This window comes from Ruegeria sp. AP12 (assembly GCF_056540025.1).
Map to the genome: position 1 here is coordinate 62,641 of NZ_JBQFVZ010000002.1, position 25,612 is coordinate 88,252.

The 25,612-nt window shown below is 60.4% G+C and carries 27 protein-coding genes, 3 tRNA genes and 1 riboswitch; of the genes, 20 read left to right on the forward strand and 10 right to left on the reverse strand.

From position 1 onward, the window contains the following. Positions 1-48: 48 nt before the first annotated feature. Positions 49-2,445, reverse strand: a complete 2,397-nt coding sequence (locus tag ACR0E6_RS08215; protein ID WP_480582305.1) for an ATP-dependent helicase — start codon at positions 2,443-2,445, stop codon at positions 49-51. A gap of 203 nt (positions 2,446-2,648) precedes the next feature. Here ACR0E6_RS08215 and ACR0E6_RS08220 point away from each other — a divergent pair, with 203 nt between their 5' ends. The 5 genes from ACR0E6_RS08220 (at position 2,649) to ACR0E6_RS08240 (ending at position 8,351) form a co-directional block, all read left to right on the forward strand. Beyond that, on the forward strand, positions 2,649-3,785 hold the full coding sequence (locus ACR0E6_RS08220; protein ID WP_480582307.1) for an alpha-hydroxy acid oxidase: 1,137 nt from the start codon (positions 2,649-2,651) through the stop codon (positions 3,783-3,785). Positions 3,786-3,930: 145 nt separating this feature from the next. Next, on the forward strand, positions 3,931-7,368 hold the full coding sequence (locus ACR0E6_RS08225) for a pyruvate carboxylase (RefSeq protein ID WP_480582309.1): 3,438 nt from the start codon (positions 3,931-3,933) through the stop codon (positions 7,366-7,368). Between the two features lie 318 nt (positions 7,369-7,686). Beyond that, the gene (locus ACR0E6_RS08230; protein ID WP_480582311.1) at positions 7,687-8,070 is read left to right on the forward strand and encodes an MAPEG family protein; all 384 of its coding nucleotides are present in this window, start codon (positions 7,687-7,689) and stop codon (positions 8,068-8,070) included. A gap of 95 nt (positions 8,071-8,165) precedes the next feature. Next, positions 8,166-8,240: transfer RNA gene (locus ACR0E6_RS08235), tRNA-Gly, on the forward strand. 36 nt (positions 8,241-8,276) lie between these two features. Continuing rightward, positions 8,277-8,351: transfer RNA gene (locus tag ACR0E6_RS08240), tRNA-Gly, on the forward strand. 13 nt (positions 8,352-8,364) lie between these two features. Here the strand turns inward: ACR0E6_RS08240 and ACR0E6_RS08245 are convergent. Beyond that, positions 8,365-8,604 carry an Lrp/AsnC ligand binding domain-containing protein gene (locus tag ACR0E6_RS08245; RefSeq protein ID WP_170452129.1) on the reverse strand — a complete coding sequence of 80 codons (240 nt, stop codon included), beginning with the start codon at positions 8,602-8,604 and terminating at the stop codon, positions 8,365-8,367. 153 nt (positions 8,605-8,757) lie between these two features. Between ACR0E6_RS08245 and hisB the strand changes: the two genes are divergently transcribed. After that, entirely contained in the window at positions 8,758-9,345 is a 588-nt protein-coding gene (gene hisB / locus ACR0E6_RS08250) for an imidazoleglycerol-phosphate dehydratase HisB (RefSeq protein WP_480582314.1), read from the forward strand. A gap of 85 nt (positions 9,346-9,430) precedes the next feature. Beyond that, positions 9,431-10,069 carry an imidazole glycerol phosphate synthase subunit HisH gene (gene hisH / locus ACR0E6_RS08255; RefSeq protein WP_480582316.1) on the forward strand — a complete coding sequence of 213 codons (639 nt, stop codon included), beginning with the start codon at positions 9,431-9,433 and terminating at the stop codon, positions 10,067-10,069. A gap of 4 nt (positions 10,070-10,073) precedes the next feature. Here hisH and ACR0E6_RS08260 read toward each other — a convergent pair whose 3' ends face one another. Further along, positions 10,074-10,472, reverse strand: coding sequence for a DUF2147 domain-containing protein (locus ACR0E6_RS08260; protein ID WP_170452135.1), 399 nt, complete (start codon positions 10,470-10,472; stop codon positions 10,074-10,076). A 135-nt stretch (positions 10,473-10,607) separates the two neighbouring features. Between ACR0E6_RS08260 and hisA the strand changes: the two genes are divergently transcribed. Further along, positions 10,608-11,327, forward strand: coding sequence for a 1-(5-phosphoribosyl)-5-[(5-phosphoribosylamino)methylideneamino]imidazole-4-carboxamide isomerase (gene hisA / locus ACR0E6_RS08265; protein WP_170523316.1), 720 nt, complete (start codon positions 10,608-10,610; stop codon positions 11,325-11,327). Positions 11,328-11,330: 3 nt separating this feature from the next. Here the strand turns inward: hisA and ACR0E6_RS08270 are convergent, their stop codons facing one another. Continuing rightward, positions 11,331-11,723, reverse strand: a complete 393-nt coding sequence (locus ACR0E6_RS08270; protein WP_170622352.1) for a DUF302 domain-containing protein — start codon at positions 11,721-11,723, stop codon at positions 11,331-11,333. A 172-nt stretch (positions 11,724-11,895) separates the two neighbouring features. On the opposite strand from ACR0E6_RS08270, the gene hisF reads away from it, so the two are divergent. The 3 genes from hisF (at position 11,896) to ACR0E6_RS08285 (ending at position 13,611) form a co-directional block, all read left to right on the forward strand. Next, positions 11,896-12,657, forward strand: coding sequence for an imidazole glycerol phosphate synthase subunit HisF (gene hisF / locus ACR0E6_RS08275; protein ID WP_170383233.1), 762 nt, complete (start codon positions 11,896-11,898; stop codon positions 12,655-12,657). After that, entirely contained in the window at positions 12,654-12,971 is a 318-nt protein-coding gene (locus ACR0E6_RS08280) for a phosphoribosyl-ATP diphosphatase (protein WP_480582320.1), read from the forward strand. Before hisF ends, ACR0E6_RS08280 begins: the two co-directional genes overlap by 4 nt. A gap of 73 nt (positions 12,972-13,044) precedes the next feature. Continuing rightward, positions 13,045-13,611, forward strand: coding sequence for a hypothetical protein (locus ACR0E6_RS08285; protein WP_480582322.1), 567 nt, complete (start codon positions 13,045-13,047; stop codon positions 13,609-13,611). Between the two features lies 1 nt (position 13,612). Here ACR0E6_RS08285 and ACR0E6_RS08290 read toward each other — a convergent pair whose 3' ends face one another. From ACR0E6_RS08290 to rlmB, 4 genes are all read right to left on the reverse strand, one after another. Further along, positions 13,613-14,083: a CoA-binding protein gene (locus tag ACR0E6_RS08290; protein ID WP_480582324.1), complete on the reverse strand. Its 471-nt coding sequence runs from the start codon at positions 14,081-14,083 to the stop codon at positions 13,613-13,615. A gap of 198 nt (positions 14,084-14,281) precedes the next feature. Then, positions 14,282-14,734: a YHS domain-containing (seleno)protein gene (locus tag ACR0E6_RS08295; RefSeq protein WP_480582326.1), complete on the reverse strand. Its 453-nt coding sequence runs from the start codon at positions 14,732-14,734 to the stop codon at positions 14,282-14,284. 106 nt (positions 14,735-14,840) lie between these two features. Then, positions 14,841-15,155, reverse strand: a complete 315-nt coding sequence (locus ACR0E6_RS08300) for a hypothetical protein (protein ID WP_480582328.1) — start codon at positions 15,153-15,155, stop codon at positions 14,841-14,843. Next, positions 15,136-15,909, reverse strand: coding sequence for a 23S rRNA (guanosine(2251)-2'-O)-methyltransferase RlmB (gene rlmB, locus ACR0E6_RS08305; protein ID WP_480582330.1), 774 nt, complete (start codon positions 15,907-15,909; stop codon positions 15,136-15,138). The genes ACR0E6_RS08300 and rlmB overlap by 20 nt, the downstream gene beginning before the upstream one ends. A 116-nt stretch (positions 15,910-16,025) precedes the next feature. Between rlmB and ACR0E6_RS08310 the strand changes: the two genes are divergently transcribed. The 6 genes from ACR0E6_RS08310 (at position 16,026) to ACR0E6_RS08335 (ending at position 20,556) form a co-directional block, all read left to right on the forward strand. Continuing rightward, positions 16,026-16,109: transfer RNA gene (locus tag ACR0E6_RS08310), tRNA-Tyr, on the forward strand. Between the two features lie 200 nt (positions 16,110-16,309). Then, positions 16,310-16,514: riboswitch (cobalamin riboswitch) on the forward strand. 212 nt (positions 16,515-16,726) lie between these two features. Then, on the forward strand, positions 16,727-16,861 hold the full coding sequence (locus tag ACR0E6_RS08315; protein ID WP_480582332.1) for a hypothetical protein: 135 nt from the start codon (positions 16,727-16,729) through the stop codon (positions 16,859-16,861). Continuing rightward, positions 16,861-17,619 (forward strand): metal ABC transporter ATP-binding protein, encoded by a 759-nt coding sequence (locus tag ACR0E6_RS08320; RefSeq protein WP_480582334.1) that lies wholly within the window; start codon positions 16,861-16,863, stop codon positions 17,617-17,619. The genes ACR0E6_RS08315 and ACR0E6_RS08320 overlap by 1 nt, the downstream gene beginning before the upstream one ends. Beyond that, on the forward strand, positions 17,612-18,514 hold the full coding sequence (locus ACR0E6_RS08325) for a metal ABC transporter permease (protein ID WP_480582337.1): 903 nt from the start codon (positions 17,612-17,614) through the stop codon (positions 18,512-18,514). Before ACR0E6_RS08320 ends, ACR0E6_RS08325 begins: the two co-directional genes overlap by 8 nt. Next, positions 18,511-19,410 (forward strand): metal ABC transporter solute-binding protein, Zn/Mn family, encoded by a 900-nt coding sequence (locus tag ACR0E6_RS08330; protein ID WP_170523220.1) that lies wholly within the window; start codon positions 18,511-18,513, stop codon positions 19,408-19,410. The genes ACR0E6_RS08325 and ACR0E6_RS08330 overlap by 4 nt, the downstream gene beginning before the upstream one ends. Positions 19,411-19,557: 147 nt before the next feature. Then, a complete protein-coding gene (locus ACR0E6_RS08335; RefSeq protein ID WP_480582339.1) occupies positions 19,558-20,556 on the forward strand; it encodes a LacI family DNA-binding transcriptional regulator in 999 nt (332 codons plus the stop codon). Here the strand turns inward: ACR0E6_RS08335 and ACR0E6_RS08340 are convergent, their stop codons facing one another. Then, the gene (locus ACR0E6_RS08340; protein ID WP_480582341.1) at positions 20,557-21,690 is read right to left on the reverse strand and encodes a Gfo/Idh/MocA family protein; all 1,134 of its coding nucleotides are present in this window, start codon (positions 21,688-21,690) and stop codon (positions 20,557-20,559) included. A 36-nt stretch (positions 21,691-21,726) separates the two neighbouring features. Beyond that, positions 21,727-22,830: a Gfo/Idh/MocA family protein gene (locus ACR0E6_RS08345; RefSeq protein ID WP_480582344.1), complete on the reverse strand. Its 1,104-nt coding sequence runs from the start codon at positions 22,828-22,830 to the stop codon at positions 21,727-21,729. Positions 22,831-22,955: 125 nt separating this feature from the next. On the opposite strand from ACR0E6_RS08345, the gene iolC reads away from it, so the two are divergent. Genes iolC through ACR0E6_RS08360 form a run of 3 tightly spaced genes read left to right on the forward strand, consistent with a single transcriptional unit; the run spans position 22,956 to position 25,606 of the window. After that, positions 22,956-23,924, forward strand: coding sequence for a 5-dehydro-2-deoxygluconokinase (gene iolC, locus ACR0E6_RS08350; RefSeq protein WP_480583129.1), 969 nt, complete (start codon positions 22,956-22,958; stop codon positions 23,922-23,924). A 9-nt stretch (positions 23,925-23,933) separates the two neighbouring features. Continuing rightward, complete coding sequence (locus ACR0E6_RS08355) at positions 23,934-24,770, forward strand: 5-deoxy-glucuronate isomerase (protein WP_480582346.1); 837 nt, start codon at positions 23,934-23,936, stop codon at positions 24,768-24,770. Further along, positions 24,767-25,606 (forward strand): class II fructose-bisphosphate aldolase, encoded by an 840-nt coding sequence (locus ACR0E6_RS08360; RefSeq protein ID WP_480582348.1) that lies wholly within the window; start codon positions 24,767-24,769, stop codon positions 25,604-25,606. The genes ACR0E6_RS08355 and ACR0E6_RS08360 overlap by 4 nt, the downstream gene beginning before the upstream one ends. The last annotated feature ends 6 nt before the right edge of the window (positions 25,607-25,612 follow it).

The following is a 25,612-nucleotide window of genomic DNA, read 5'->3' on the forward strand; positions in this document are numbered from 1 at the left end:
CTTCTGTTCAAAAATACCTCGGAGCGCGAGGCAGAGCCTCGCAAAAGATCAAAACGGCACGTCGTCCTTGGCAGACAGGAACCGAGAGACAACTTTCTTGGTCCCGGCCTTGTCGAAATCCACCTCGACCTTGTCGCCCTCGATGCCCACCACACCGCCATACCCGAATTTCTGATGAAAGACCCTTTCACCCAGGGTGAAACTGGCCACGGCGGTTGCATCGATCACCGTATTGCGGCTCTCACGCGGTTGCGACATGCCATACTGCCCCTGCCGCGCCTGCATCCGCTTCCAGCCCGGCGAATTGTAGACATTCGCCTCCGCCGCACGGGTTTCGATGCCTGCCGTGGTTTGACCACCGCCATACAGCCCCGGAGGCGTCAGCACCTCCACATGATCCTCGGGCAATTCGTCGATGAACCGCGACGGCATCGAGTTCTGCCACTGCCCGAACACCCGCCGATTGGCCGCAAAAGAAATCATACAAACCTCTTCCGCACGAGTGATGCCCACGTATGCCAAGCGACGTTCTTCTTCGAGGCCTTTGATCCCCGATTCGTCCATAGAACGCTGTGATGGGAACAACCCATCCTCCCACCCCGGCAGGAACACGGCGGGAAACTCCAGCCCTTTGGCCGCGTGCAGCGTCATGATGGAAACCTTGGCCCCATCCGAATCCTGCTCGTTATCCATGACCAGGCTGACATGTTCCAGAAACCCTTGCAGGTTCTCGAAATTGTCCAACTGGTTGACGAGTTCTTTGAGGTTCTCCAGCCGTCCCGGCGCTTCGGGTGTTTTGTCGTTCTGCCAGTGACCGGTATAGCCGGACTCGTCCAAAACAATCTGCGCCAGTTCGATATGCGTATGCTCGGGCGCGCCATAGCGGATCGGCGACACGCCATCGTCGATAACCGAGTCATCATCGACCTCAATCCGAGGGCCCCGCGTCATCGCATTCCAGCGCGCCAGACCATCGATCAGTTCACGCAGCGCCTTCCCGCCTTTGCCCTTGATCAGCCCGTTATCAACGGCAATCCGCGCACCATCGACTAGAGACACCCCGTGTTCCCGCGCCGTCATCTGAATCGTCTGCTGCGCCTTGTCACCGAGGCCTCGTTTGGGCGTGTTCACAATCCGCTCAAACGCCAGATCATCCTCGGGGCTGACCACCAGCCGGAAATAGGCCATGGCATCGCGAATCTCCATCCGTTCATAGAACCGAGGGCCGCCGATCACCTTGTAGGGCAGACCAATGGTCAGAAATCGATCCTCAAACGCCCGCATCTGATGCGAGGCGCGGACCAGAATAGCAATCTCATCGAGGTTCATCGGCCGCACGCCGCGCGTGCCGCCCTGCATCGCGTCGATTTCCTCGCCGATCCAGCGCGCCTCTTCCTCGCCATCCCAATGGCCGATCAGACGAACCTTTTCGCCTTCTTCCCGGTCGGTCCATAGCTCTTTGCCTAAGCGACTTTCATTGCCTCGAATGACATTCGACGCAGCCGCCAGAATATGCGGGGTCGAGCGGTAGTTCTGTTCCAGCCGCACCACATAAGCACCGGGAAAATCCTTCTCGAACCGCAGGATGTTGCCCACTTCGGCCCCGCGCCAGCCATAGATCGACTGATCGTCATCGCCGACGCAGCAGATATTCTTGTGCCCTCCGGCCAAAAGACGCAGCCACAGGTATTGGGCGACGTTGGTATCTTGATACTCGTCCACAAGGATGTATCGGAACCAGCGCTGGTATTGCTCCAACACGTCCGCGTGGGTCTGGAAAATCGTGACCATATGCAGCAGCAGGTCACCAAAATCCACCGCGTTCAACTCCCGCAGTCGGGTCTGGTACTGCGCGTAAAGCTCGATGCCTTTGTGGTTAAAGGCCCCGGCGTCTGCAGAGGGCACCTTATCTGGCGTCAGGGCGCGGTTTTTCCAATCGTCGATGATTCCGGCCAGCATCCGCGCGGGCCAGCGTTTATCGTCGATATTGGCGGCCTGTACCAACTGCTTGAGCAGGCGCAGTTGGTCGTCGCTGTCCAGAATGGTGAAGTTCGATTTCAGATCGACCAGTTCGGCATGCCGCCGCAGCAGCTTGACACAGATGGCGTGGAAAGTGCCCAACCAGGGCATGCCCTCGGCTGGTTGCCCAAGCAGCCGCCCCACACGCTCTTTCATCTCGCGTGCGGCTTTATTGGTGAAAGTTACTGCCAGAATCTCATTTGGACGCGCTTTCCCGGTGGTCAGCAAATGCGCAATCCGGGTCGTCAGGGCCTTGGTTTTCCCCGTCCCCGCGCCCGCCAGCATCAGCACGGGCCCGTCCAACCGTTCAACCGCTTCGCGCTGGGCCGGGTTCAGGTCATCCAGATACGGCGCTGGTCGCGCGGCCATGGCTCTTTGCGACAGCGATGCGCCCTCGAAGGCGTCCATTTCGTCAAAACTGCTCATGGCTCCAAACTACGCCGGATGCGTGCCAAGGGAAAGAGTTTGTTCACGGCTTGTTCACACGCGCTTTCAACTTTCTTGACGCGCACTGAACAGGCGGCGTAACGCGCGCTTCGAACGGCTCATTTTGATCGGCCAAGGCGCGTCGAAGGACCTGCACCGCCCCAAACCCTTGCCGAATCGCCGTGCAGGTCGGATCAATCCGCATGGATTTGCACAGCATGTATCCCGGAATCCCGGATCTGAAACGCCGCGCCCGGCGCAGGTTGCCGCATTTTGTCTGGGAATATGTAGACAGCGGCACCGGAACGGAAACCACTTTGCACCGTAACCGGCAGGCGCTGGACGATGTGCGACTGTACCCTTCGATCCTGCATGGAGAGTTAACGTTCGACACACAGGTCGAGCTTTTGGGGCAGACCTGCGCCTTGCCTTTTGGAATCGCTCCGATCGGGATGTGCGGCCTGATCTGGCCGAATGCCGAAGCACTGCTGGCGCGCGCAGCCGCGCAGGCCGGTCTGCCCTTCACCCTGTCGACCGTCGCCAGCCAGTCGCCCGAGGATATGGCCCCGCATCTGGGTGAAAACGCGTGGTTTCAACTCTACCCGCCCAAAGACCCCGAGATTCGCAGCGATGTGCTGGCCCGCGCACGTAACGCCGGGTTCAAGACTCTGGTTCTGACCGCCGATGTGCCGGTTGCGTCGCGGCGCGAACGACAAACGCGCTCGGGCCTGACGCAGCCGCCGCGTCTGACGCCGCGATTGCTGGCTCAGGTTGCGATGCGCCCGGCCTGGGCCATGGGCATGTGGCGACACGGAACGCCCAGGATGCGGACCCTGGACAAGTATATCGATGGCCAGCAGACCCTGCCCCCAACCGCCCATATCGGGTACCTGCTGCGCACCTCGCCCGACATGGATTACGTCAAATGGCTGCGCGATCATTGGGACGGGCCGTTTGTCGTGAAAGGCGTATTGCGCCGCGAAGATGCGGAACGGCTTGAGAAAACAGGCATTGATGCGCTTTGGGTCTCGAACCACGGCGGACGCCAGTTTGACGCTGCACCGGCCAGCATCGACGTGCTGCCCGAGATTCGCGCCGCCTGCGCCCTGCCGCTGATTTTCGACAGCGGCGTCGAGGGTGGTTTGGACATACTGCGCGCCATGGCCAAAGGCGCGGATTTTGTCATGTTGGGGCGGGCGTTTCTGTACGGGTTTGCGGCCCTTGGCGCGCAGGGTCCGACCCATGTGATCGACATTCTGCGGCAGGATTTGCTGGCCAATATGGGTCAAATGGGCATCGCTTCGCTGGATCAGGTGCCGCGGGGTCAACTCTGCGATTGATGCTGCGCCGCAGCAACGCTAAAGAGAAACCGCCATAAGGCGGCGTTTGCGAGCGATAACATGCCGGTTCTACCCAGAACGACTGATATACGTGCGCGTATTGTCCGCCTATTAAACGGCCACACCTAAATGACCGGGACCTAAAATGACCGACTTCAACAAGATCCTGATCGCCAACCGCGGCGAAATCGCTATCCGCGTCATGCGCGCAGCCAATGAGATGGGCAAACGCACCGTCGCCGTCTTTGCCGAAGAAGACAAGCTGGGCCTGCACCGTTTCAAAGCGGATGAGGCATATCGCATTGGCGAAGGCATGGGACCGGTCGCGGCCTATCTGTCGATTGACGAGATCATCCGGGTGGCCAAGGAATGCGGCGCGGATGCGATCCATCCCGGCTATGGACTGCTGTCCGAGAACCCAAGCTTTGTGGATGCCTGTGTTCAGAACGGCATCACCTTTATCGGCCCCAAGGCCGAGACGATGCGCGCCCTGGGCGACAAGGCCAGCGCGCGGCGCGTGGCGATTGAGGCAGGTGTTCCGGTCATCCCCGCGACCGAGGTTCTAGGCGATGACATGGATGCGATCCGGGCTGAGGCCAAAGAGATCGGCTATCCGCTGATGCTCAAGGCCAGCTGGGGCGGCGGCGGGCGCGGGATGCGTCCGATCGAGTCCGAGGATGAGCTGGAAGAAAAGGTGCTGGAAGGTCGGCGTGAGGCCGAGGCCGCATTCGGCAATGGCGAGGGCTATCTGGAAAAGATGATCACCCGCGCCCGCCACGTTGAGGTGCAGATCCTTGGCGACAAGCATGGTGAAATCTATCACCTCTATGAGCGCGACTGCTCGGTCCAGCGTCGGAATCAGAAAGTCGTCGAACGTGCCCCTGCCCCGTATCTGTCCGAAGAACAACGCGCAGAAATCTGCGAACTCGGCCGCAAGATCTGCGCCCATGTGAACTATGAATGCGCAGGTACTGTCGAGTTTCTGATGGATATGGAAACCGGCAAGTTCTACTTCATCGAGGTGAACCCCCGCGTGCAGGTGGAACACACCGTCACCGAGGAAGTCACCGGCATCGACATCGTGCAGGCCCAGATTCTGATCGCCGAGGGGAAAACGCTGGCCGAAGCCACCGGTGCTGCCAGCCAGGCCGATGTGCGCCTGAATGGCCACGCGCTGCAAACCCGGATCACCACCGAGGACCCGCAGAACAACTTCATTCCCGATTATGGCCGCATCACCGCCTATCGCTCGGCCACTGGTATGGGCATCCGTCTGGATGGCGGCACGGCTTATGCGGGCGGGGTGATTACACGCTATTACGACTCGCTTCTGACCAAGGTCACCGCGAAAGCGCCGACGCCGGAGGCTGCGATTGCCCGAATGGACCGCGCCCTGCGCGAGTTCCGTATTCGCGGCGTAAGCACCAATATCGACTTTGTCATCAACCTGCTAAAGCACCCGACATTCCTGTCGAATGAATACACCACCAAGTTCATCGACACGACGCCGGACCTGTTCCAGTTCAAGCGCCGCCGCGACCGGGGCACCAAGGTTCTGACCTACATCGCGGATATCACCGTGAACGGGCATCCCGAAACCAAAGACCGCCCGGAACCGCGCACTGATCTGAAAGAGGCCAAGGCCCCGGCCGCTAAGGCCGAACCGCAGATGGGCACCCGCAACCTGCTGGAACAGAAAGGCCCGCAGGCGGTTGCCGACTGGATGAAGGCGCAGCGGCAGTTGCTGATCACCGACACCACCATGCGGGACGGGCACCAGTCGCTGCTGGCGACCCGGATGCGCTCGATCGACATGATCAAGGTTGCCCCGACCTATGCGGCCAACCTGCCGCAATTGTTCTCGGTGGAATGCTGGGGCGGTGCGACTTTCGATGTGGCCTACCGCTTCCTGCAGGAATGCCCGTGGCAGCGCTTGCGCGATCTGCGCGAGGCGATGCCGAACCTGATGACTCAGATGCTGCTGCGCGGCGCAAACGGGGTTGGCTATACCAACTACCCCGACAACGTCGTGCAGGAATTTGTGCGTCAGGCATCGAAGAACATCGACGTCTTCCGCGTGTTCGACTCGCTGAACTGGGTCGAGAATATGCGCGTTGCGATGGATGCGGTTGTTGAGAGCGGCAAGATCTGTGAAGGCACAGTTTGCTATACCGGCGACATTCTGGACCCGGACCGCGCCAAGTATGACCTGAAATACTATGTCGGTATGGCGAAAGAGCTTCGCGATGCTGGGGCGCATGTGCTGGGCCTCAAGGATATGGCGGGCCTGCTGAAACCGGCCTCGGCCAAGATCCTGATCCGCGCGCTGAAGGAAGAGGTCGGCTTGCCGATCCACTTCCACACGCACGACACCGCCGGTATCGCCAGCGCAACCATTCTGGCGGCCTCCGAGGCGGGCGTGGATGCGGTGGATTGCGCGATGGACAGCTTCAGCGGCAACACCTCGCAGGCAACGCTAGGCACCGTGGTTGAAGCCCTGCGTCATACCGAGCGGGACACCGGGCTGGACATCAAGGCCATCCGTGAGATCAGCGACTATTTCGAAGCAGTCCGCGGCCAGTACGCGGCGTTCGAATCCAGTCTGCAGGCCCCGGCCTCTGAGGTTTACCTGCACGAGATGCCGGGCGGTCAGTTCACCAACCTCAAGGCGCAGGCCCGCAGCCTCGGCCTTGAAGAGCGCTGGCACGAGGTCGCTCAGACCTACGCCGATGTGAACCAGATGTTCGGCGATATCGTGAAGGTGACGCCTTCGTCCAAGGTGGTGGGCGACATGGCGCTGATGATGGTCAGCCAGAACATGACCCGGGAACAGGTCGAAGACCCGTCGACGGATGTGGCCTTCCCCGACTCGGTGGTGGACATGATGCGCGGCAATCTGGGCCAGCCTCCGGGCGGGTTCCCCGAGTCGATCATCAAGAAGGTGCTGAAGGACGAAACGCCCAACACCGAACGCCCAGGCAAGGGGGTCGAAGCGGTCGATCTGGAAGCCACCCGTTCCGATCTGTCCAAACAGCTTGAGGGCATGGAGGTCGATGACGAAGACCTGAATGGATACCTGATGTATCCCAAGGTCTTTCTGGACTACATGGGCCGCCACCGGGTTTACGGCCCGGTCCGCACCCTGCCCACGCGCACCTTCTTCTATGGCATGGAACCGGGCGAAGAGATCACTGCGGAAATCGACCCCGGCAAGACGCTGGAAATCCGCTGTCAGGCCATTGGCGACACTGATGAAAAGGGCGAGGTCAAAGTGTTCTTTGAACTCAACGGCCAGCCCCGCGTGATCCGGGTACCGAACCGCATGGTGACATCGACCACGCAGGCCCGTCCGAAGGCCGAAGCCGGCAATCCCAACCATGTCGGCGCGCCGATGCCGGGTGTCGTGGCAACCGTAGCTGTGACAGCCGGGCAAGAGGTCAAGGAAGGCGACATGCTGCTGACCATCGAGGCGATGAAGATGGAAACCGGCATCCACGCCGAACGCGACGCAGTTGTCAAAGCGGTCCATGTTCAGCCCGGCGGTCAGATTGACGCCAAGGACCTGCTGGTTGAACTTGAGTAACTGACATTCAAGCAATCGACGAAAAAAGGCGCGCCACCGGCGCGCCTTTGTTTTTGCAAGGTACAACCGTCACGGGTCGGTTTTCCGGCCTTACCCCATTACCTCAGGGCTCAACTGCCCCCACAACTGCCGCCAATCGTCAGGTCACCTCGGGTCCAACAGGACTATCGTGGCAGTTTCCGCACGCATTCGACCGACATGCCGCATCTACACAAAACTGTGACTGGCCGAACTGAACCGATCTGTTTAGTCCGCGTGGCTGTAAAGCCGCCCGGACGACCCGGCGGTTGCAAAACGGCCCGAGGAGAAACAGGACCAATGCTATCGATCACCCCGCTTTATGCGGCCCCCATCGCCATTCTGTATGTTGTACTCAGCCTTCTCGTCGTCCGGTATCGCCGCTCGGGCCAGGTCTCGTTCGGGGATGGCGGGAAGGAAGAAGTGCTCAAGGCGATGCGCACGCAGGAGAACTGCCTGGAATACGCCCCCTTTACCCTGCTGTTGCTGGCGATGATCGAAATTCAGGGGGCCGAAGGCTGGCTGATCCACGCATTTGGCGCCGCCCTTCTGGTCGGACGCCTGATGCACGCCTATGGTTTCGGCCGCACGCCTCAGATTCAGCCGCTGCGGATGTACGGGATGATCCTGACCTATATCGCCCTTTTGGGTACGGCCATCACCAGCTTCGTTCTGGCCATCTGATGGACCCCGGCGGCGCAAAAGAAAATTTCGATTGCGCCGCATTTTCCACTTGCAGCCCCGCGTGGGAATTTATACATCCCTCCTCACTCAACGGCGCGGGCGTAGCTCAGGGGTAGAGCATAACCTTGCCAAGGTTAGGGTCGGGCGTTCGAATCGCCTCGCCCGCTCCATTGAGAGGTCTTCGGACCTACACATATGTATCTGATGCGGGCGTAGCTCAGGGGTAGAGCATAACCTTGCCAAGGTTAGGGTCGGGCGTTCGAATCGCCTCGCCCGCTCCAGATACCAAAACCTTCAGAAAGCCTTGAATGTCATCGTGGTCAGTGACCGTTCGATGTTTGGGATGACCAGCAGGTTTTCATTGATGAAATGGCCCACGTCCTCGGTTTCCGGGATATAGAGCTTCAGCAGCAGGTCATATTCGCCGCTTGTCGAATAGAGTTCGGAATGGATTTCGCGCAGCGCGATTTCCTCGGCCACACTGTAGGTGGTGCCGGGTTTGCAGCGAATCTGGATGAAAACGCAAGTGGACATGGCGTCGGTCCTTCAATTGACTTGCCGGCAGGCTGGCACGGGGCCGGGCCGGGTGCAATCCCCTGCAACAGTTTGCGGCGAATGCCACACATGGTCTGGATCAACCCGCCCCACCCCGTCTATAAGCTCCCTCGAAGCAAAAGGAATTCGCCCATGCGCACCGCATCGATCAGCCGCAAGACCGCTGAGACCGAGATTTCGGTTCAGGTCAATCTGGACGGCACCGGCCAGTATGACAATCAGACCGGCGTTGGCTTCTTCGACCACATGCTGGACCAGCTGGCGCGCCATTCGCTGATCGACATGACCATCCGGGCCCAGGGTGATTATCACATCGACGATCACCACACGGTCGAGGATACCGGCATCGCGCTGGGACAGGCTTTGACGCAGGCGTTGGGCGACAAGAAGGGCATCCGTCGCTATGGTGAGTGTCATTTGCCGATGGATGACGCGCAGGTACGCTGTGCGCTGGACCTGTCGGGGCGTCCGTTCCTGATCTGGAATGTCGATCTGCCAACGCCCAAGATCGGCAATTTCGACACCGAACTGGTGCGCGAGTTCTTTCAGGCGCTGGCCACTCATGGCGGTATCACGCTGCATATAGATCAGCTGCACGGTTTCAACAGCCACCACATCGCCGAGGCGGCGTTCAAGGCTGTCGCGCGCGCATTGCGGCTGGCGGTTGAGACCGACCCGCGCAAGGCGGATGCGATTCCATCCACCAAAGGCGCTTTGTAGGCGGTCGTAAGGGGCGCTGCCCCTCTTGGCCTGCGGCCAATTCACCCCGCCGTATTTGGAACAAGAAGAAGAACAGGTCCGTATCATGCTGACTGCGATCATTGATTATGAGTCGGGCAATCTGCACTCGGCCGAGAAGGCGTTTCAGCGCATGGCGCGTGAGGTGGACGCGGGTGAGGTTGTCGTCACCTCGGACGCGGATGTCGTGGCGCGCGCGGATCGGCTGGTGCTGCCAGGCGACGGGGCCTTCCCGGCCTGCGCCGCCGAGCTACGCGGGCACAAGGGCATCTATGACGCTATGGTCGAGGCGGTCGAACAAAAGGGCCGCCCGTTTCTGGGCATCTGCGTGGGAATGCAATTGATGGCCTCGAAGGGGCACGAATACACAGAAACCGACGGGCTGGGCTGGGTTGGCGGCGATGTTGTTCGAATCGAGCCGTCAGATCGCGCATTGAAAGTGCCGCATATGGGCTGGAACGATCTGGTTCTGGAAAGCGACCACCCGGTGTTCGATGGGGTGCGTTCAGGCGATCATGCCTATTTCGTTCACTCCTACCACTTCCGGGTCAGCAATCCGGCGCAGCGGCTGGCCTATGTGGGCTATGGGCAAGAGGTCACGGCCGTGATTGGCCGCGACACAATGGTTGGGATGCAGTTCCATCCTGAGAAAAGTCAGGATGTGGGCCTGCGCATGATCGGGAATTTCCTGACCTGGGCCCCCTGAGCAATTACTGAACGCGCGTCCAGGTCTGCCCGCGACAGACCAGACCACCAGCAACGCAGCCTTTGACGGTCAGTTGATTCTGGCTGTCCAGAGTCATCTTCGAGTTATAGGTCTTGTCGCGGTCTGGGGCCCAGATCTTGCCATTGTCATAGCTCCCGTCACCTTCAGGGACCATGTCCCAAATGATTTGCTTGCCCAGATTCTCGTATTCCAAGTTTTGATTGCCGCTGCCATCAAATGCACTGTCAATGGTTCCGCAGACGGCGCTGCCGCATTCCGAAATGGATACGTGCAGGTAACCGCCTTCATCACCTGCTTGGGTTTTCCAGATGCCATCGACCGGATCGGCAAAAGCACCGGTGGCCAGTGCTACAAAACCGGCGGCAAGAGTGAGTTTCTTCATAATCAACCTCCCTGATTTGCGGGCAGTCTGACCCGAGGCGTGCGTGTGGGCAAGAATGACCCAGCGTCGCGTTGCATCCCCTGCCCCGCCTGTGCGATATGCCGCGCGTGTAACACTTAGATAGGGCCGCCCGACATGATCCTCTACCCCGCCATCGACCTGAAAGACGGCAACGCCGTTCGCCTGCTGCGCGGAGAAATGGACAAAGCCACCGTGTTCAACGAGGACCCGGCAGCCCAAGCCCGCGCTTTTGTCGAGGCCGGGTGCGAATGGCTGCATCTGGTCGACCTGAACGGGGCATTTGCGGGCGAGCCGGTCAATGCCGCCCCGGTCGAGGCGATTCTGAAAGCCTGCGACGTGCCCGCGCAGCTGGGCGGTGGTATCCGCGACATGGCAACCATCGAGACCTGGATCGACAAAGGGCTGGCGCGCGTCATCCTGGGCACTGTCGCGGTTGAAAACCCTGATCTGGTGCGCAATGCGGCCAAAGCATTCCCGGGCAAGGTCGCCGTGGGCATCGATGCGCGCAACGGTATGGTAGCGACCAAAGGCTGGGCTGAGGAAACCGACGTGCAGGTCACCGACCTTGCGCGCAGTTTCGAGGACGCAGGCGTTGCCGCGATCATCTACACCGACATCAACCGCGACGGCGCGATGCAGGGTCCGAATATCGAGGCGACGGCGGCTCTGGCGCAGGCTGTGTCGATCCCGGTAATTGCCTCGGGCGGTGTCAGTTCACTGGACGACCTGATCGCCCTGCGCGATTGCGGCGTTGAGTTGAACGGCGCGATTTCGGGTCGCGCGCTTTATGATGGCGCGATTGACCTGGCCGAGGCCATTCGCGCCCTGAATTAACCTCTACTGCGCGGCAGCCGAGGTCAGTTTGTTCAACGCACCGCGCATCTTTTCGATCACGGGCGAGTTTTCGACATCATCAAGCTCGTCCATGGTCTCTTTCGGGTCTTCATAGGCCAGCCAGACCTGCCCGTTTTCGTCTTCATAGGCCTGCACTTTCAGCGGCAGGAACAGACCTGCGCGCGGATCAATTTGCATCGCTGGCGTGCCCAGTGCGGGGTTGCCAAAGATCAGAACCTGATTGGGCGGGATGGGTGTGCCAACCTTCTCGGCCCCTGCCGCGTGGTCGATCCGGGCAAAGACCGTTGCGCCTGCATTGCCCACTGCAGCCTCAAGCGCGTCCAGCGCCTCGGCCACGGATTTGTCGGTTTCCACCTTGATGATATCGTCTGCCATTGCGGCGACTGCTCCTGCAAAAATGAACGTGGTCGTCAAAAAGAGGTTTCGCATCTCATTGATCTCCTGCTGAATTTGGGAACAGTTTTCACAGCTTTGAGAGGGGTGGCAATCACAAGTCTGGCATCGGCGGGGCTTTGCCGGTAGAGGTGCGCTCAACAAAGGACGACCCATGCTGAAAACCCGTATCATTCCTTGTCTGGATGTTGCCGATGGCCGCGTGGTCAAAGGTGTGAATTTTGTGGGCCTGCGCGATGCGGGCGACCCGGTGGAATCGGCCAAGGCCTATGACGCCGCGGGTGCTGATGAGATCTGTTTTCTGGACATCCACGCCACGCATGAGAACCGGGGCACCATGTTCGACGTGGTGCAGCGCACAGCAGAGCAGTGTTTCGTGCCCCTGACCGTGGGCGGCGGCGTGCGCACCAAGGACGACGTGCGGGCCCTGTTGCTGGCGGGGGCGGATAAGGTCAGCTTCAACTCGGCTGCTGTAGCGAACCCGGACGTAATCGCCGAGGCTGCGGATCAGTTTGGCAGCCAGTGCATCGTCTGCGCGATCGACGCCAAGACCGTCAGTCCCGGCAAGTGGGAGATTTTCACCCATGGCGGCCGCAAACCCACCGGCATAGACGCGGTGGAATTTGCTAAGACCGTTGTGGCCAAGGGTGCGGGTGAGATTCTGCTGACCTCGATGGATCGTGACGGCACCAAGGCGGGGTTCAACCTGCCTTTGACTCGCGCGATCTCGGACGCGGTGGATGTTCCGGTGATCGCAAGCGGGGGCGTCGGCAATTTGGACCATCTGGTCGAGGGCGTGACCGAAGGCGGCGCAAGTGCCGTTCTGGCGGCATCCATCTTCCATTTCGGCGAATATACCATTCGCGAGGCCAAGGAACACATGGCCGCTGCGGGCATTCCGATGAGGCTGACATGAGCATTCTGAACGATCTGGCCACCACCATTGAGGCCCGCAAAACCGCCGATCCGGACTCCAGCTGGACCGCCAAGCTGCTCGCCAAAGGCCCCGAGAAATGCGCGGAGAAATTCGGGGAAGAGGCCGTTGAAGCCATCATCGAAGCCGTCAAGAATGACAAGGCGGGGCTGACCTCCGAGGCGGCGGATGTGCTGTATCACCTGCTGGTCATGCTGGCGGCGCGGGACGTGGCACTAGACGATGTGCTGGCCGAACTGGCACGGCGTCAGGGCCTCAGCGGTATTGCCGAAAAGGCCGCGCGCCCCAAGGGGTAAGCTGCGGGGTTTCAGAACGACCGCCCCGGCCCTATGATCGGACTGTGCGGTCTTTAACCCTGAGGGCATGAGAATGATCAGAGCTTTGGCCTTTGTTCTGGCCCTCGTGATACTGGGGGCCTGTGCCTCCCCGCCGCCGTCGACCGGCGACGAAGTCCAGCGTCTGGCCACCGAAATTCGCGAATTGGGCCCCGGCATCGATCCCGAAGAGGCCGACCGCGCCGCCCGGATCGCCTATGCCTATACCGCGCAACTGGTGCAGGAATACCAGATCACAGACCCGCCCCTGATCCACAATGCAAAGGTCAACAGGGGGCTGCGCCCGCGCGGGTTGTGCTGGCATTGGGCCGAGGATGTCGAACGACGTCTGAAGCAGGAACAGTTCCAGACACTGACCCTGCATCGCGCCATCGCCAATGCGGACAATCCGTTCCGAATCGACCACAGCACCGCCATCATCAGCCGCGCCGGAGACCCTATGGACCAAGGCATCGTGCTGGACCCGTGGCGCTATGGCGGCGTGCTGTACTGGTCCCCCCTGTCCGAGGACACAAGATACGATTGGGTGCCACGCAATGTGGTTCTGGAAAAGCGTCGCCAGACGCAGGTGGCCCGGCTGAGGCCCTACCCGGCTGAATAAGCTAAAGCTTGGATGAGATGATGCCGGTGCTGAATCCACCCATGCGCAACTCGCCAAACAGGCGCTGATATTCGATCTTCGGGCAACGGTTCATCACCACCTCAACGCCGCGCGCCTGCGCTTTGGCAGCGGCCTCGGCGTGTTCGACGCCGATCTGCATCCAGACGGTCTGCAGATCGGGGAAGACCTCCAACGCCTCATCCACAATCGGCGGAACGGCTTCGGACCGTCGGAAGATATCCACCATATCGACGGGCTCGGAAATCTCGGCCAAGCTGCCGCGCACTGTCTGACCAAACAGGTCCTTGCCCGCGTGGCCCGGATTGACAGGGATCACGGTATACCCCTTCAGCGACAGGTAGCGCGCCACGTAATAGCTGGGCCGCACAGGATTCATCGAAACGCCGACAACAGCAACACGTTTGGTGCACTGCAGGATACCTTTCAGATGATCATCGGAATAGTCAGGCATAGCGGCATCCTAAGCACAGACCGCAAAAAGAAAAAAGCGCCCAAGAAGCCTTGGGCGCCAGTTGTTGGAACGAGGGACAGTGAAATGACCCGCGGCAGTTCCGTTCCGCGGTCACTGTGACATTTAAGCATGATCCGGATGAAAAAAAGAGGGGGCCTTCTTTTTTGTGATGACTTTTCACAAAAAGCGGAAACCGACCTATTCCTCGTACAAAACCACCGGCCAGTTCTGTTCGGCCATCTGGATGTATTCCGACCTGTCCTGCTGCCAGATCTGCTCGATTTCCGGCGAATGCGTCAGGTACAGTCGGCCATCTACCACCTGCCACGCCATCGGGTCGGTGCTTTTCAGCACACCCTTGGCCATCGCGTAGGAACAATACCCACCGAATTGCGGCGCATAGGCGCGCGGATTGCTTTCAAAACGCTCGCGGTTTTCCTGCGACGCGAAATGCCATTCGGCCCCTTTCCACATCACGGCAATCGTCGGCTGACCCTGAATCGGAACGTCGCTGTCAAAATAAGACACGGGATCGTACCCCGCCATCGCGGCCCCTTCGGTCGCGAAATAGACAGGTTTATCCTGCGCCTGAACGGCAGGCGCCAAGGCCAAAGCAAATATTGCACCAAAGATGGAGCGACGACAAAGCATCACGGAACCCACAACTGAGAATCGAGAGTATCAAAGTGCAATTTTTTGACGCTTCGGGAACCCCTGTTGACGCGGTTGTGAACGCCTGTGCTGCCTGGGTTGCAGTTTAGTCGAAAATATCCTCGATCACGTCCCAGGCTTCGTCCAGCACCCGATACAACACGCTTTTCTTCTTTTTTTTCTTGCGTGCCTTGGGCGGGGCAACATGGCTGATTGCGGTGCGTTCCTGCCTGGGCTTTGCCACTTTGCGCTTTGGCAGCTTCTTCAGGTCATGCAACGGCGCGCCGCAATTGGAACAGCTCAACTCGTGCCGGTTCTTACCGGTCAGAATCAGCGCAGCCCGGGTCCCGCAGTAACAGCAGGTGGCGATTTTGGATGGTCCGGAAATGACGCTCTCCTGTTCAATGGTGACGTGAGGCATATAAGGCGATTGCCGCCGCATTTGAGACGTTCAGGGACCCGAACCCGCCGGATGCGTCAATTTTCACCAGCTGATCAACCGTTTCCTTGGTCTTTTGCCGCAATCCCGGCCCTTCGGCGCCCAGCACCAGGGCCACGGGCCGGTCGCGCTGATCGCCCAGGGCGGTTTCGATCGTCTCTTGCGCCTCACCGTCCAGCCCAAGCACCAGAAAGCCCATTTCCTGCAATTCGGTGATCGTGTAGGCCAGATTACGCACCCGAAGATAGGGCTGACGTTCCAACGCGCCGCTGGCCGTTTTCGCCAGCGCCCCGGTTTCAGGGGCCGAATGGTGCCGCGTTCCGATCACGGCGCTTGCGCCCAGAACCTCGGCCGAGCGCAGAATCGCCCCCACGTTATGCGGGTCGGTCACCCGGTCCAGCAGGATCACGCGCGGGTGTTCGCGCCCGATGCAGTTTTCAGCCAGACCGCCCCAATCCAGCGGCTTGACCTCAAGCGCCGCGCCCTGATGGACCGAGCCTGCATCGATAGGTGCCGTGAACTTGCGCGGATCGACCATCTCGGCTTCGATCCCTGCAAACTCAATGGCTTCGGCCAGCTTGTCGCGGGCATTTCGGGTCACGATCAGGCGCAGTTTTTGGCGTTTGGGGTTCATCAAAGCGTCCCGCACGGCGTGCAGGCCGAACAACCAAACGGTCTCTGCAGCGGCGGCTTTTCGCGCCTGTTCCTTTTCGACGACCCACTTGGGTTTTTTCATTTTGGGGGCCTCCGGGCCGGGAATTCGGTTTCCTGCGTCAAAGCGGAATTTTCCTGTTGACGCTCCTTTGGTGCGCTAGTAATCACGCCTCCACGTCAGGTGCAACGCCTGACAGTGGGCGACAGGCCGCAAGGTGTGGCAGGGGACTGTAACTCCCTCGCGGAGACGCACGCCTGGTTCGATTCCAGGGTCGCCCACCACTTCTCCATATACATGAAATCAAGGCAATGGGCGGTTATCACTTGCGCCTGGCAGGCCTTTTCGCCTGCGGACCTCCGTTCGGACCCGCCACCCCAAAAACCACGCTTTTTATGCCACGAAGCTCTTTTGCCCCTCGAAACCGACCCGTCCGATAACAACAACGTTCTAGAACGTGCTCTTGTCGAATCAAGGTGTTTCATGTTCTGTCGCCCGCGATGGTTCCCGACCGCTTTCTGCGGACGGGACAAAAGGGAATACGGTGCGGCCCCATGGCCAATTCCGTGACTGCCCCCGCAACTGTAGGCGGCGAGCGACCCGAGATCGTCCACTGGGCATTTGCCTGGGAAGGATCGGGACAGCGTTGACCCGCAAGTCAGGAGACCTGCCATCCGAATTTGAATGAACCTGGGCGGGGTGTCCCAGAGGGAGATGACAATGTTTCAAACGGCCTGTGCCGTCCAAAACCTTGCACTCGCTTTGCCCTCGACCTCGCGAAGGAGGCGATGCTTTTGTCATTGCAAACAAATGAATTTCCACCCTGCAACCCGCATCGGGTGACCGTCGCCCCGGTGACCTGCAACACCCCTGTTTGCGCGCACGCCATTGGGGTAACCCGATGACGCGGCACATTACCCATGACGACTCGGGTGCACGAGGGCGCTGCCTAACCGAATTCAGCGTTGTGGCGCTGATTGCTGGCGCTTCGGCCGTGTCGGCTGTGTTGTGTCTTGCGATTTACGTGGTGCTGTGATGACGGCTGTCTTGCAACTCCGCGATCTGACGCTTGGATACCCTGATCTGACGCTGTTCCGTCGCCTGTCCATGGATATTGAAGCCGGCACAACTCTGGCCGTTCTGGGGGCCAATGGGTCGGGCAAAAGCACGTTTGTGAAGATGCTGCTGGGTCTGCTGGATCCGCTTTCGGGCAGCATGAACTGGCCCAATGGCCGCCCCGGCGCCATCGGCTATCTGGCGCAAATGACCGAGTTTGACCGCCGCTTTCCCATCCGCGTGCGCGATCTGGCCGCGATGGGGGCCTGGCGTGGGTTTGGCTTCCGATCCGGTCTGGACCGCGCCGCGCGCGACCGGATGACCGCAGCACTGGACGAGGCCGGGGTTCTGGACATCGCCGACCGTCCGCTTCACATGCTGTCGGGTGGCCAGCTTCAGCGCGCCCTGTTCGCGCGTGTCATCATGCAGGACGCCCCTTTGATCCTGCTGGACGAACCCTTTGCCGCCGTTGACCAAAGCACGGAGGCGCATCTGCTGACGATCATCCGCCGCTGGCGCGATGAGGGCCGCGCCGTTGTGCTGGTCGTGCATGACCTGTCATCGGTTCTGGACCATTGCAGCCATGCCCTGCTGTTGGGCGGGCAAGAAGCGACCCATGGTCCGGTGAATGACGTCCTGACGCCCGACCGGCTGGTCGCGCAGGGGTATCTGTCCGAGAGTCAGGCCTCGTGGATGTTCCGTGGAAACCCTTCAGCATCGGAGCATGCCCATGTTTGATCTGCTTACCGAAATGTGGAGCTTTGCCTTCATGCGCCGCGCCTTTGTGGCGACCACCGTTCTGTCGGCCTCGGTCGCGCCGGTGGGGGCATTCCTGGTCCTGCGCCGCCTGTCACTGGCGGGTGAAGCCATGGCCCACGCGATTACGCCCGGCATCGTCATCGGGTTCGTGACGGCGGGTCTATCGGTCATGTCGCTGTTGGTCGGCGGGCTGATTGCTGGGGTCGGGGTGGCCATCCTTACGGCCCTGCTGGCGCGCCGGACGATCCTGCGCAGCGATGCCAGCCTTGCCTCGCTGTACCTGATCGCCTTGGCCGTAGGGATATTCATTCTATCCGCAGCCGGGTCCGCCGTTCCGCTGAAAAGCTTCCTGTTCGGTTCGATCCTCGGAATTGACGATGCGTCGATGATGCTGGTGGGTGGGGTCGCGACGGTGACGCTGGTGGCCTTTGCTGTCCTGCTGCGCCCCTTGATTGTCAGCACCTGCGACCCGGTGTTTTTCGAAACCCAGACGCGCCGCCCCTGGCTGGTCGATCAGGGCTTTATGCTGCTGCTGGTTCTGAACCTGCTGGCCGCGTTCAAGACGCTGGGCACACTTATGGCTGTTGGCCTGATGATCCTGCCCGCAACCGCCGCGCGGTATTGGGCAAGTACCATCACGGCGCAGCTGGTTTTGGGTTTCCTTTTCGCCCTGTCCAGCTGCTGGATCGGTCTGACCCTGTCCTACCTGTTTCCCGACACGCCATCCGGCCCGGCCATCGTGCTGGTCGCGGGCGGGTTCTTCCTGTTTTCGGCCATCTTTGGGCCGCTTGGTTTTGGCGGACGGCTGCGCAAACCGTCCGTTTCGAAAGACATCCCCGTCGCGCAAGTTCCACAAGAAGAGAGAGCTCAATGACTCTTATGAAATCCCTCTATGCCGGTATTGCCACGGCATCCCTCGCTCTGGTTGCCCTGCCAGCCTATGCAGGTGAAGACCACGTCAAGGTCGTCGCCAGCTTCTCGATCCTCGGCGACATGGTCGAAGAGGTCGTGGGCGACCTGGCCGATGTGACCACAATCGTTGGCCCCGATGCGGACGCGCATGTGTATCAGCCGTCGGTTGCGGACGCCAAGGCCGTGGCGCAGGCGGACATCATCTTTGTCAACGGTCTGGGCTTTGAGACATGGTCCGACACGCTGATCGCGGAATCGGGCACCGAAGCCACCGTGCATGTCGCAACCGACGGCATCACGCCGGTCGAGGTCGACGGTGCAATTGACCCCCACGCCTGGAACTCGCTGTTGAACGGCGTGATCTACGTGACCAACGTGGCGGACGCGATGAAAGACGCCATGCCCGAGCATGCAGATGAAATCGCCGCCAATGCCGACGCGTATATCGCCAAGCTGGAGGCACTGGACGCCGAAACCAAAACCAAACTGGCGAACCTGCCCGCAGACCGCCGCACTGTCGTCACTGCCCATGACGCGTTCGGCTATCTGGCGGACGCCTATGGCATGACCTTCCTGGCGCCAGTCGGCATCGACACCGAAGCCGAGCCGTCCGCCAAGGAACTGGCCGTTCTGATCGACCAACTGAAAGCCGAAGGTGCGGCAGCCTTGTTTGTTGAAAACATCACCAGCCCGGCCTTGGTTCAGCAGATCTCGGACGAAACCGGTATTGAGATCGGTGGCCGTCTGTTTTCGGACGCCCTGTCCGAGCGTGGTGGCCCGGCCACAAGCTATCTGGCGATGTTCCAGCATAATCTGGGCACGCTGCTGACTGCGCTGGAAACCCAAGGCGCGAGCTGATGATACCCGGTCGAGGCGGTTTTCAAGCCGCCTCGTACCACCTCAGGCAGGTTGCAACCGGTTGCAGCCGCTTCGCAATAGTGCATAATCAAACCCAATGATTATCGCGACCCCACCCACACCCCAACCGCATGAACGGTACGCCCTGTGAGCGTGACTTTGAAAGATGTTGCGGCGCTTGCCGGGGTGTCCCGATCCGCCGTTTCGCGAACCTTTACCGAAGGGGCCTCGGTCTCGGCCAAGACGCGCAGTAAGGTTCAAAAAGCGGCGCGTGAGTTAGGCTACAGCCCAAATGCGCTGGCCTCATCGCTGACGACCGGGCGGACCAAGCTGATCGGCCTGATCTCCAACAACTTCCACAACCCGATCTTTCTTGAGGTGTTCGACCAGTTCACCCGCGCGCTGCAGGAGCGCGGCTTGCGCCCGCTGATCGTAAACCTGACGGACGAGACCGAGCCTGCCAATTCCGTGCGAATGCTGCGTCAGTATTCAGTCGATGCGGTCATTGTCGCGTCATCAACCCTGCCCCCCAGTTTTGCCAAGGCGTTCCACGATGCGGGCGTGCCGGTTGTGCATACGTTCGGACGGTCGGCGACCTCGCCCGAGGTGCATGTGGTCGGCATCGATAACGTCGAATGCGGGCGTATGGCGGCGCGCGAGCTTGTTTCGCGCGGGTACAAACGCGTCGGCTACCTCGGCGGGCCAAAAGATGCGACCTCGGCCATGGATCGGTATCGGGGATTCATCGAGGAAACCGATCAGCACCCCGACCTGGACGTGTCGCATTCCTTCGCCGACAACTATTCGTTCGAGGCGGGGCGCGCGGAAATGCTGCGCCTGCTGCAAGGCAAACCCGCCGAAGGGTATTTCTGCGGCGACGACATCCTGTCCATTGGCGCGTTATCGGCGTTGAAGGATCACGGGCTGAAGCCGGGGCAGGACATCGGCATCATCGGTCTGAACGACATGGAGATGGCCCGATGGGAAAGCGTCGATCTGACGACCATTCACCAGCCAATCAAGCAGATCATCACCTCATCCGTTGATCTGGTCGAGGAGATGCTGAAAGAGCCTCAGAGATACCCTGAGGCCCGGATTTTCCCCTGTCGGGTGATCGAGCGGGGCACGTTGCGGCCCCGCCCTTGATCAGCGGAACATCGGCGGGCGGGCGTCTTTCCACGCACCCTGCTCTTTGCCGGACGCGACAGCGGCGTGGACTGCCGCGATAGACCGCACCCCATCCGCAGCGCCAGGCAAGCCGTCGCGCGTCTCGCCCCGGATCGCGTCGGCCAGATCGCAGTAGATATTGGCCACGGCCAGCGGAAAGCCCTCGGGGTGCGCGATCGCCACCCGAGAAAGACGTTGCACTTCATCGTGCAGCCCGCCCTCGCCCTTTTCGATGATCTGGGTGCGCCCACCGGCAGGCGTGTAAATCAACTGGTTCGGCTGTTCGGAGGCCCAGCGCAGGCCGCCGGTTTCGCCAAACACCTGAATGTCGAACCCATGCTGTCGCCCAATAGCCACGGACGAGGTCCAGAGCCGCCCGACCGTGCCGCCTTCCATCCGGAAATTCACCATCGCGTCGTCTTCCAGTTCCCGGCTGGAGATGGTCGAGGCCATATCGGCGGACAAGGACTTCACCTCGTCATCGCAGATGAAACTGGCCATATGCAGCGCGTGAATGCCACAATCCGCGAATTGGCCCGAGACACCCGCCATCGCCGGATCGTATCGCCAGCGCACGCGCGGGTTGTCGGCATCCGTGGCATCACCGTGGTGCCCGTGGCTGAAATTGGTGACAACCAGACGGACCTTGCCAATATCACCCGCCCGTACCATGGCGCGGGCCTGACGAACCATCGGATAGGCCGAATAGCAATAATTCACCGCGCAGATCTTGCCCGAGGTTTCTGCGACGCGAACGATCTCTTCACCCTCTTCCACTGTCATGGTCATCGGCTTTTCGCACAGGACGTTGAACCCGGCTTCCAGAAACGCCTTGGTGATCTCGAAATGGGTCGAGTTTGGCGTGGCAATCGTCACCAGATCGACGCGATCGTCGCGGTCTTTCTCCCCCGCCAGCATTTCTTGCCAATTGCCATAAGCGCGGTCGGCAGCAATACCCAACCGTTGCGCGTATTCACGGCCTACCTCGGGCCGATGATCCAGCGCACCTGCGGCGAATTCGAACATCCCGTCCGCCTGCGCGCCCAACCGGTGGGCGGGCCCGATCTGGCTGCCTTCGCCACCGCCGATCATGCCCCATTTCAGCTTTGCCATGGTCTTGGTCTCTCTATCGATTGTATCGTTAAGCGATCAGAAATCGCTGATGTTTTTCCACTGCCGCTGATCCGATGAGGCCAGCGCCGCCGCCAGCACCCGGTTGACCTGATGCCCGTCGCGGAAGGTGGGCCAGATCGCTTCGCCTGTGTGGATAGCCTGCAGGAAATCCTTGGCCTCGATGATGATCTGGTCCTGATAGCCGGTGCCGTGGCCGGGTCCCTGACAGAAGGGTTCGTAATCCGGGTGCGCCGGGCCGGTCAGAATCTTGGTGAATCCCCGCTGCGCCTCAGGCCCTTCGCGCCGATAAAGCCACAGGGCATTCTGATCTTCCTGATCAAAGCGGATTGCGCCTTTTGTTCCCGAAATCTCATAGGCATAGCCCATCTTCCGCCCCGTCGCGACGCGACTGAAATAGAGGTTGCCCATCACGCCGTTTTCAAACCGGCACATCATCTGCGCGTGATCGTCATTTGTGACCTCACCGCCGGGGCGCGTGCGGTGCACGGTTTCCACATCGGCCATGACCTGCGCAATTGGCCCGATCAGGGCCATCGCGCCGTTCACCATATGCGGGGCCAGATCGCCAATCGTGCCGTTCGCCATGCCCGTGGTGCGCCATGTGGCGGGGGCTTGCGGGTCAGCATAGAAATCCTCGGTATGCTCGCCGCGAAACCAGGTGACGTTGCCAATCTCGCCCTCGGCTATCAATTGACGGGCGTACTGGCTGGCGGGCGTGCGAATATAGTTGAAGCCCACCATATTGACGGCGCCCGCAGCCTCGGCAGCGTTGACCATCGCCTGACTGTCCTCAAGCGACGCGCCCAGCGGTTTTTCGCACAGAACAGGCTTGCCCAAAGTAAAAGCTGCCTCGGCGATCTGGCGATGGGTTTCCTGCGGTGACGCGATCACCACGGCCTCGACCTTTGGGTCCTCGACCAAAGCGCGCCAGTCATGGGTCGCGCGCTGAAACCCATAGGCTTCCCGATACCGCTTGGCGCTTGCAGGCATGGACGCGCAGATCACCTCAAGCCGAGGTCTGAGCGCCGTATTGAACACCGCACCCACGGCGGACATGGCAACGGAATGCGCCTTGCCCATATAGCCGCCACCAACGATTCCAATTCCGATTCCAGGCATCTGTCACGGCTCCGAACATATCATTTGCAACCGGTTGCAAAATCAGTATCGTGTGAATCGATTCAACGCAAGGTCCAAACTTTGCCGACGCCCCTAAGCCGGAGGAATATGACGTGAGCGCTTTGATGGACGGTATCAAAGGGAACCGTTTTGCAGTTTTCGGGCGTGCTGGCATGGACCTGTTTGCCGATCCCATCAACGTCAAAAGCGAGGATGCTGAAACGTTCCACGCCGATCTTGGCGGGTCGTCGGCCAATATCTGCGCGGGTCTGGTCAAGCTGGGCAGTCAGGCGTCGCTGGTCACCTCGGTCTCGGATGACGCAATCGGGCGTTTTTGCCTGAACCGGCTGCGGCATTACGGGGTGGATACGTCCTATATTCGCGTATTGGGGGGCGAATATCGCACCTCTCTGGCGTTGTATGAAAGCCGGACCGAGAATTTCCAGAACGTCATCTATCGCAACGGGGCTGTCGATTTTCAGGTGACCGAAGAGGACGTGGACCGGGTCAACTACGACAAATTCTCGGCTGTCCTGTCCGCCGGAACGGTGTTCGCCTCGGAACCTTCCCGAAGCGCCACGTTCCGCGCTTTTGACAATGCACACAAAGCCGGGTTGCCGGTGATCTTCGATGTCGATTACCGGCCCTATAGCTGGCCCTCACCCGAGGTGGCCGCCGATGTCCTGTCCCGCGCCGGAGAGGCCAGCGACCTGATCGTCGGCAATGATGAAGAATTCGGTTTCATGGCCGGTGGCATCGAAAAAGGGTTCGACAAGGCCCGGGAACTGGCCTCGAAACCGGGCCGGGTTGTCATCTACAAGATGGGCGAAAAGGGTGCCGTGACCCTGACCGACGGGCAAGAGATTCAAACAGGCATCTTCCCGGTCGATGCGATCAAACCCGTTGGCGCGGGTGACAGTTTCATGGCCGGTCTTTTGGCCTCGATCGCTGCTGGCGCGTCGCTGGAACAGGCGGTCCTGCGCGGTTCAGCCTGTGCGTCCATCGTGGTTTCCAATCCCGGCTGCGCCCCCGCCATGCCCACAACCCCGGAACTGGATGCGTTCCTTGCCGATCATCCCGGCCCGACCACATAGGAGTTTCCCATGCACATCGCGCCCTATGACAACCAGAACAAACCCATTGTGGATGCCGACGATCCGACGGTGCCGCTGAACTATTTCAACATCGTCAAACTGCGCCGTGGCGAGGCGTTCGAATATCAGGTACCGGGGTATGAGACCTGCATCGTGCCGGCCACCGGCAGCGCCGATGTCGAAGTCGAGGGGGTGCCATTCCCCAAGCTGGGCAACCGGGGCGAGGACGTGTGGGATGGCGAGCCCGAGGGCGTCTACGTTCCGGTCGGGGCCAAGGCACAACTGGTCTGCGTATCGGACGAGGCCGAGGTTTTCGTCGCGGGCGCGAAGTTCGACAAGGTGCTGGATCCTTTCGACGTGCGCGAACATGACCTTGTGCAATATGGCAGCGATGACACCAAAACCCATCGTAAAATCAAACACATCCTTGGCCAGAAGCAACACGACAAGGTCGGTCGCCTGCTGGTGAGCGAGTTGTTCACGGTTGGTCAGGGCGGCTGGTCAGGTTTCCCCAGCCATAAGCACGACACCAACCGCCTGCCGGATGAATCGCGCCACGACGAGACCTATAATTTCCGCTTCAAACCCAACTGGGGCTCGGGGCTGCAAATGCTGCAGCGTGAGGATAACGAACCGGGCGATGCCTATCACATCGTCGATGGCTCAACGATCTGCATCGACAAGGGCTATCACCCCTGCTGCGTGCTGCCGGGGTACGAGATGTATTATTTCACCATCCTCGGCGGTCTTAGCCAGCGGTCTCTGGTGCAGTATTTTCAGCCCACGCATGCCTATCAGATCGAAACGATTCCAGGCATCAAAGACATGATCGCGAAGTTCAAATGACCCTCGTCACTCTGAAAGACGTCCTGCAACCGGCCTACGAACAAGGCTATGCCGTGGGCGGGCTTGTGACCCTCGGCTGGGAAGACATGCGCGCCTATGTGGCCGCGGCCGAGGCCGAAAATGCCCCGGTGATCCTGCAAGCCGGACCCAGCTGCCGCGAGCATACGCCGCTGCCCATTCTGGGTAAGATGTTCCGGCATCTGGCCGAGAACGCTTCGGTGCCGGTAGTGGCCCACTTGGATCACGGCTATACGTTTGAGGAATGCAAGATCGCACTGGACAGCGGCTTTACCTCGCTGATGTTCGACGGATCGCGCAAGCCCCTGCAGCAGAACATCGACGAGACCGCCGCAATTGCCGAGATGGCCCACGCGGCAGGCATTTCCTGCGAGGGCGAGATCGGGTTCGTCGGCTATTCCGGCGGCGAAGGCTCGAACGGAACCGACCCGACCGAGGCTGCGCAGTTCGCACGTGACAGCGGCGTGGACGCGATGGCGATCTCGGTCGGCAATGTCCATCTACAGCAAAACAAGGAAGGCGGGCTGGACGAAGATCGCATCCGCCAGATCGACGCCATCACCGAGGTTCCGCTGGTCATCCATGGTGGTTCAGGTGTGCCGGTCGAACAACGCGCGCGCCTCGCCCGCGAGTCCGCAATTTGCAAGTTCAACATCGGAACCGAACTGCGCATGGCCTTTGGTCAGGCCCTGCGCGAGGCCGTGAATGCAGACCCCGACAGGTTCGACCGCGTGACCATCCTGAAGGAAACGCATGACCCCGTCGAGGCTGCTGCTCGCATGGTGATCCGCGCTTTTGGTGCGCCGTCGCAGCGATAGAAGCAA

What these genes read in the sequence shown, in the direction of transcription:
- ACR0E6_RS08230 (WP_480582311.1), top strand. Translation starts at nt 7,687, where the DNA reads ATGCTATCGATCACCCCGCTTTATGCGGCCCCCATCGCCATTCTGTAT.
- ACR0E6_RS08345 (WP_480582344.1), bottom strand. Translation starts at nt 22,830, where the DNA reads ATGCCTGGAATCGGAATTGGAATCGTTGGTGGCGGCTATATGGGCAAG.
- ACR0E6_RS08300 (WP_480582328.1), bottom strand. Translation starts at nt 15,155, where the DNA reads ATGCCTCACGTCACCATTGAACAGGAGAGCGTCATTTCCGGACCATCC.
- ACR0E6_RS08325 (WP_480582337.1), top strand. Translation starts at nt 17,612, where the DNA reads ATGTTTGATCTGCTTACCGAAATGTGGAGCTTTGCCTTCATGCGCCGC.
- ACR0E6_RS08340 (WP_480582341.1), bottom strand. Translation starts at nt 21,690, where the DNA reads ATGGCAAAGCTGAAATGGGGCATGATCGGCGGTGGCGAAGGCAGCCAG.
- ACR0E6_RS08360 (WP_480582348.1), top strand. Translation starts at nt 24,767, where the DNA reads ATGACCCTCGTCACTCTGAAAGACGTCCTGCAACCGGCCTACGAACAA.
- ACR0E6_RS08225 (WP_480582309.1), top strand. Translation starts at nt 3,931, where the DNA reads ATGACCGACTTCAACAAGATCCTGATCGCCAACCGCGGCGAAATCGCT.
- ACR0E6_RS08295 (WP_480582326.1), bottom strand. Translation starts at nt 14,734, where the DNA reads ATGCTTTGTCGTCGCTCCATCTTTGGTGCAATATTTGCTTTGGCCTTG.
- hisH (WP_480582316.1), top strand. Translation starts at nt 9,431, where the DNA reads ATGCTGACTGCGATCATTGATTATGAGTCGGGCAATCTGCACTCGGCC.
- hisB (WP_480582314.1), top strand. Translation starts at nt 8,758, where the DNA reads ATGCGCACCGCATCGATCAGCCGCAAGACCGCTGAGACCGAGATTTCG.
- ACR0E6_RS08290 (WP_480582324.1), bottom strand. Translation starts at nt 14,083, where the DNA reads ATGCCTGACTATTCCGATGATCATCTGAAAGGTATCCTGCAGTGCACC.
- rlmB (WP_480582330.1), bottom strand. Translation starts at nt 15,909, where the DNA reads ATGAAAAAACCCAAGTGGGTCGTCGAAAAGGAACAGGCGCGAAAAGCC.
- ACR0E6_RS08285 (WP_480582322.1), top strand. Translation starts at nt 13,045, where the DNA reads ATGATCAGAGCTTTGGCCTTTGTTCTGGCCCTCGTGATACTGGGGGCC.
- ACR0E6_RS08245 (WP_170452129.1), bottom strand. Translation starts at nt 8,604, where the DNA reads ATGTCCACTTGCGTTTTCATCCAGATTCGCTGCAAACCCGGCACCACC.
- ACR0E6_RS08220 (WP_480582307.1), top strand. Translation starts at nt 2,649, where the DNA reads ATGGATTTGCACAGCATGTATCCCGGAATCCCGGATCTGAAACGCCGC.
- ACR0E6_RS08320 (WP_480582334.1), top strand. Translation starts at nt 16,861, where the DNA reads ATGACGGCTGTCTTGCAACTCCGCGATCTGACGCTTGGATACCCTGAT.
- ACR0E6_RS08315 (WP_480582332.1), top strand. Translation starts at nt 16,727, where the DNA reads ATGACGCGGCACATTACCCATGACGACTCGGGTGCACGAGGGCGCTGC.
- ACR0E6_RS08215 (WP_480582305.1), bottom strand. Translation starts at nt 2,445, where the DNA reads ATGAGCAGTTTTGACGAAATGGACGCCTTCGAGGGCGCATCGCTGTCG.
- ACR0E6_RS08270 (WP_170622352.1), bottom strand. Translation starts at nt 11,723, where the DNA reads ATGGCAGACGATATCATCAAGGTGGAAACCGACAAATCCGTGGCCGAG.
- iolC (WP_480583129.1), top strand. Translation starts at nt 22,956, where the DNA reads ATGGACGGTATCAAAGGGAACCGTTTTGCAGTTTTCGGGCGTGCTGGC.
- hisA (WP_170523316.1), top strand. Translation starts at nt 10,608, where the DNA reads ATGATCCTCTACCCCGCCATCGACCTGAAAGACGGCAACGCCGTTCGC.
- ACR0E6_RS08260 (WP_170452135.1), bottom strand. Translation starts at nt 10,472, where the DNA reads ATGAAGAAACTCACTCTTGCCGCCGGTTTTGTAGCACTGGCCACCGGT.
- ACR0E6_RS08330 (WP_170523220.1), top strand. Translation starts at nt 18,511, where the DNA reads ATGACTCTTATGAAATCCCTCTATGCCGGTATTGCCACGGCATCCCTC.
- ACR0E6_RS08355 (WP_480582346.1), top strand. Translation starts at nt 23,934, where the DNA reads ATGCACATCGCGCCCTATGACAACCAGAACAAACCCATTGTGGATGCC.
- hisF (WP_170383233.1), top strand. Translation starts at nt 11,896, where the DNA reads ATGCTGAAAACCCGTATCATTCCTTGTCTGGATGTTGCCGATGGCCGC.
- ACR0E6_RS08280 (WP_480582320.1), top strand. Translation starts at nt 12,654, where the DNA reads ATGAGCATTCTGAACGATCTGGCCACCACCATTGAGGCCCGCAAAACC.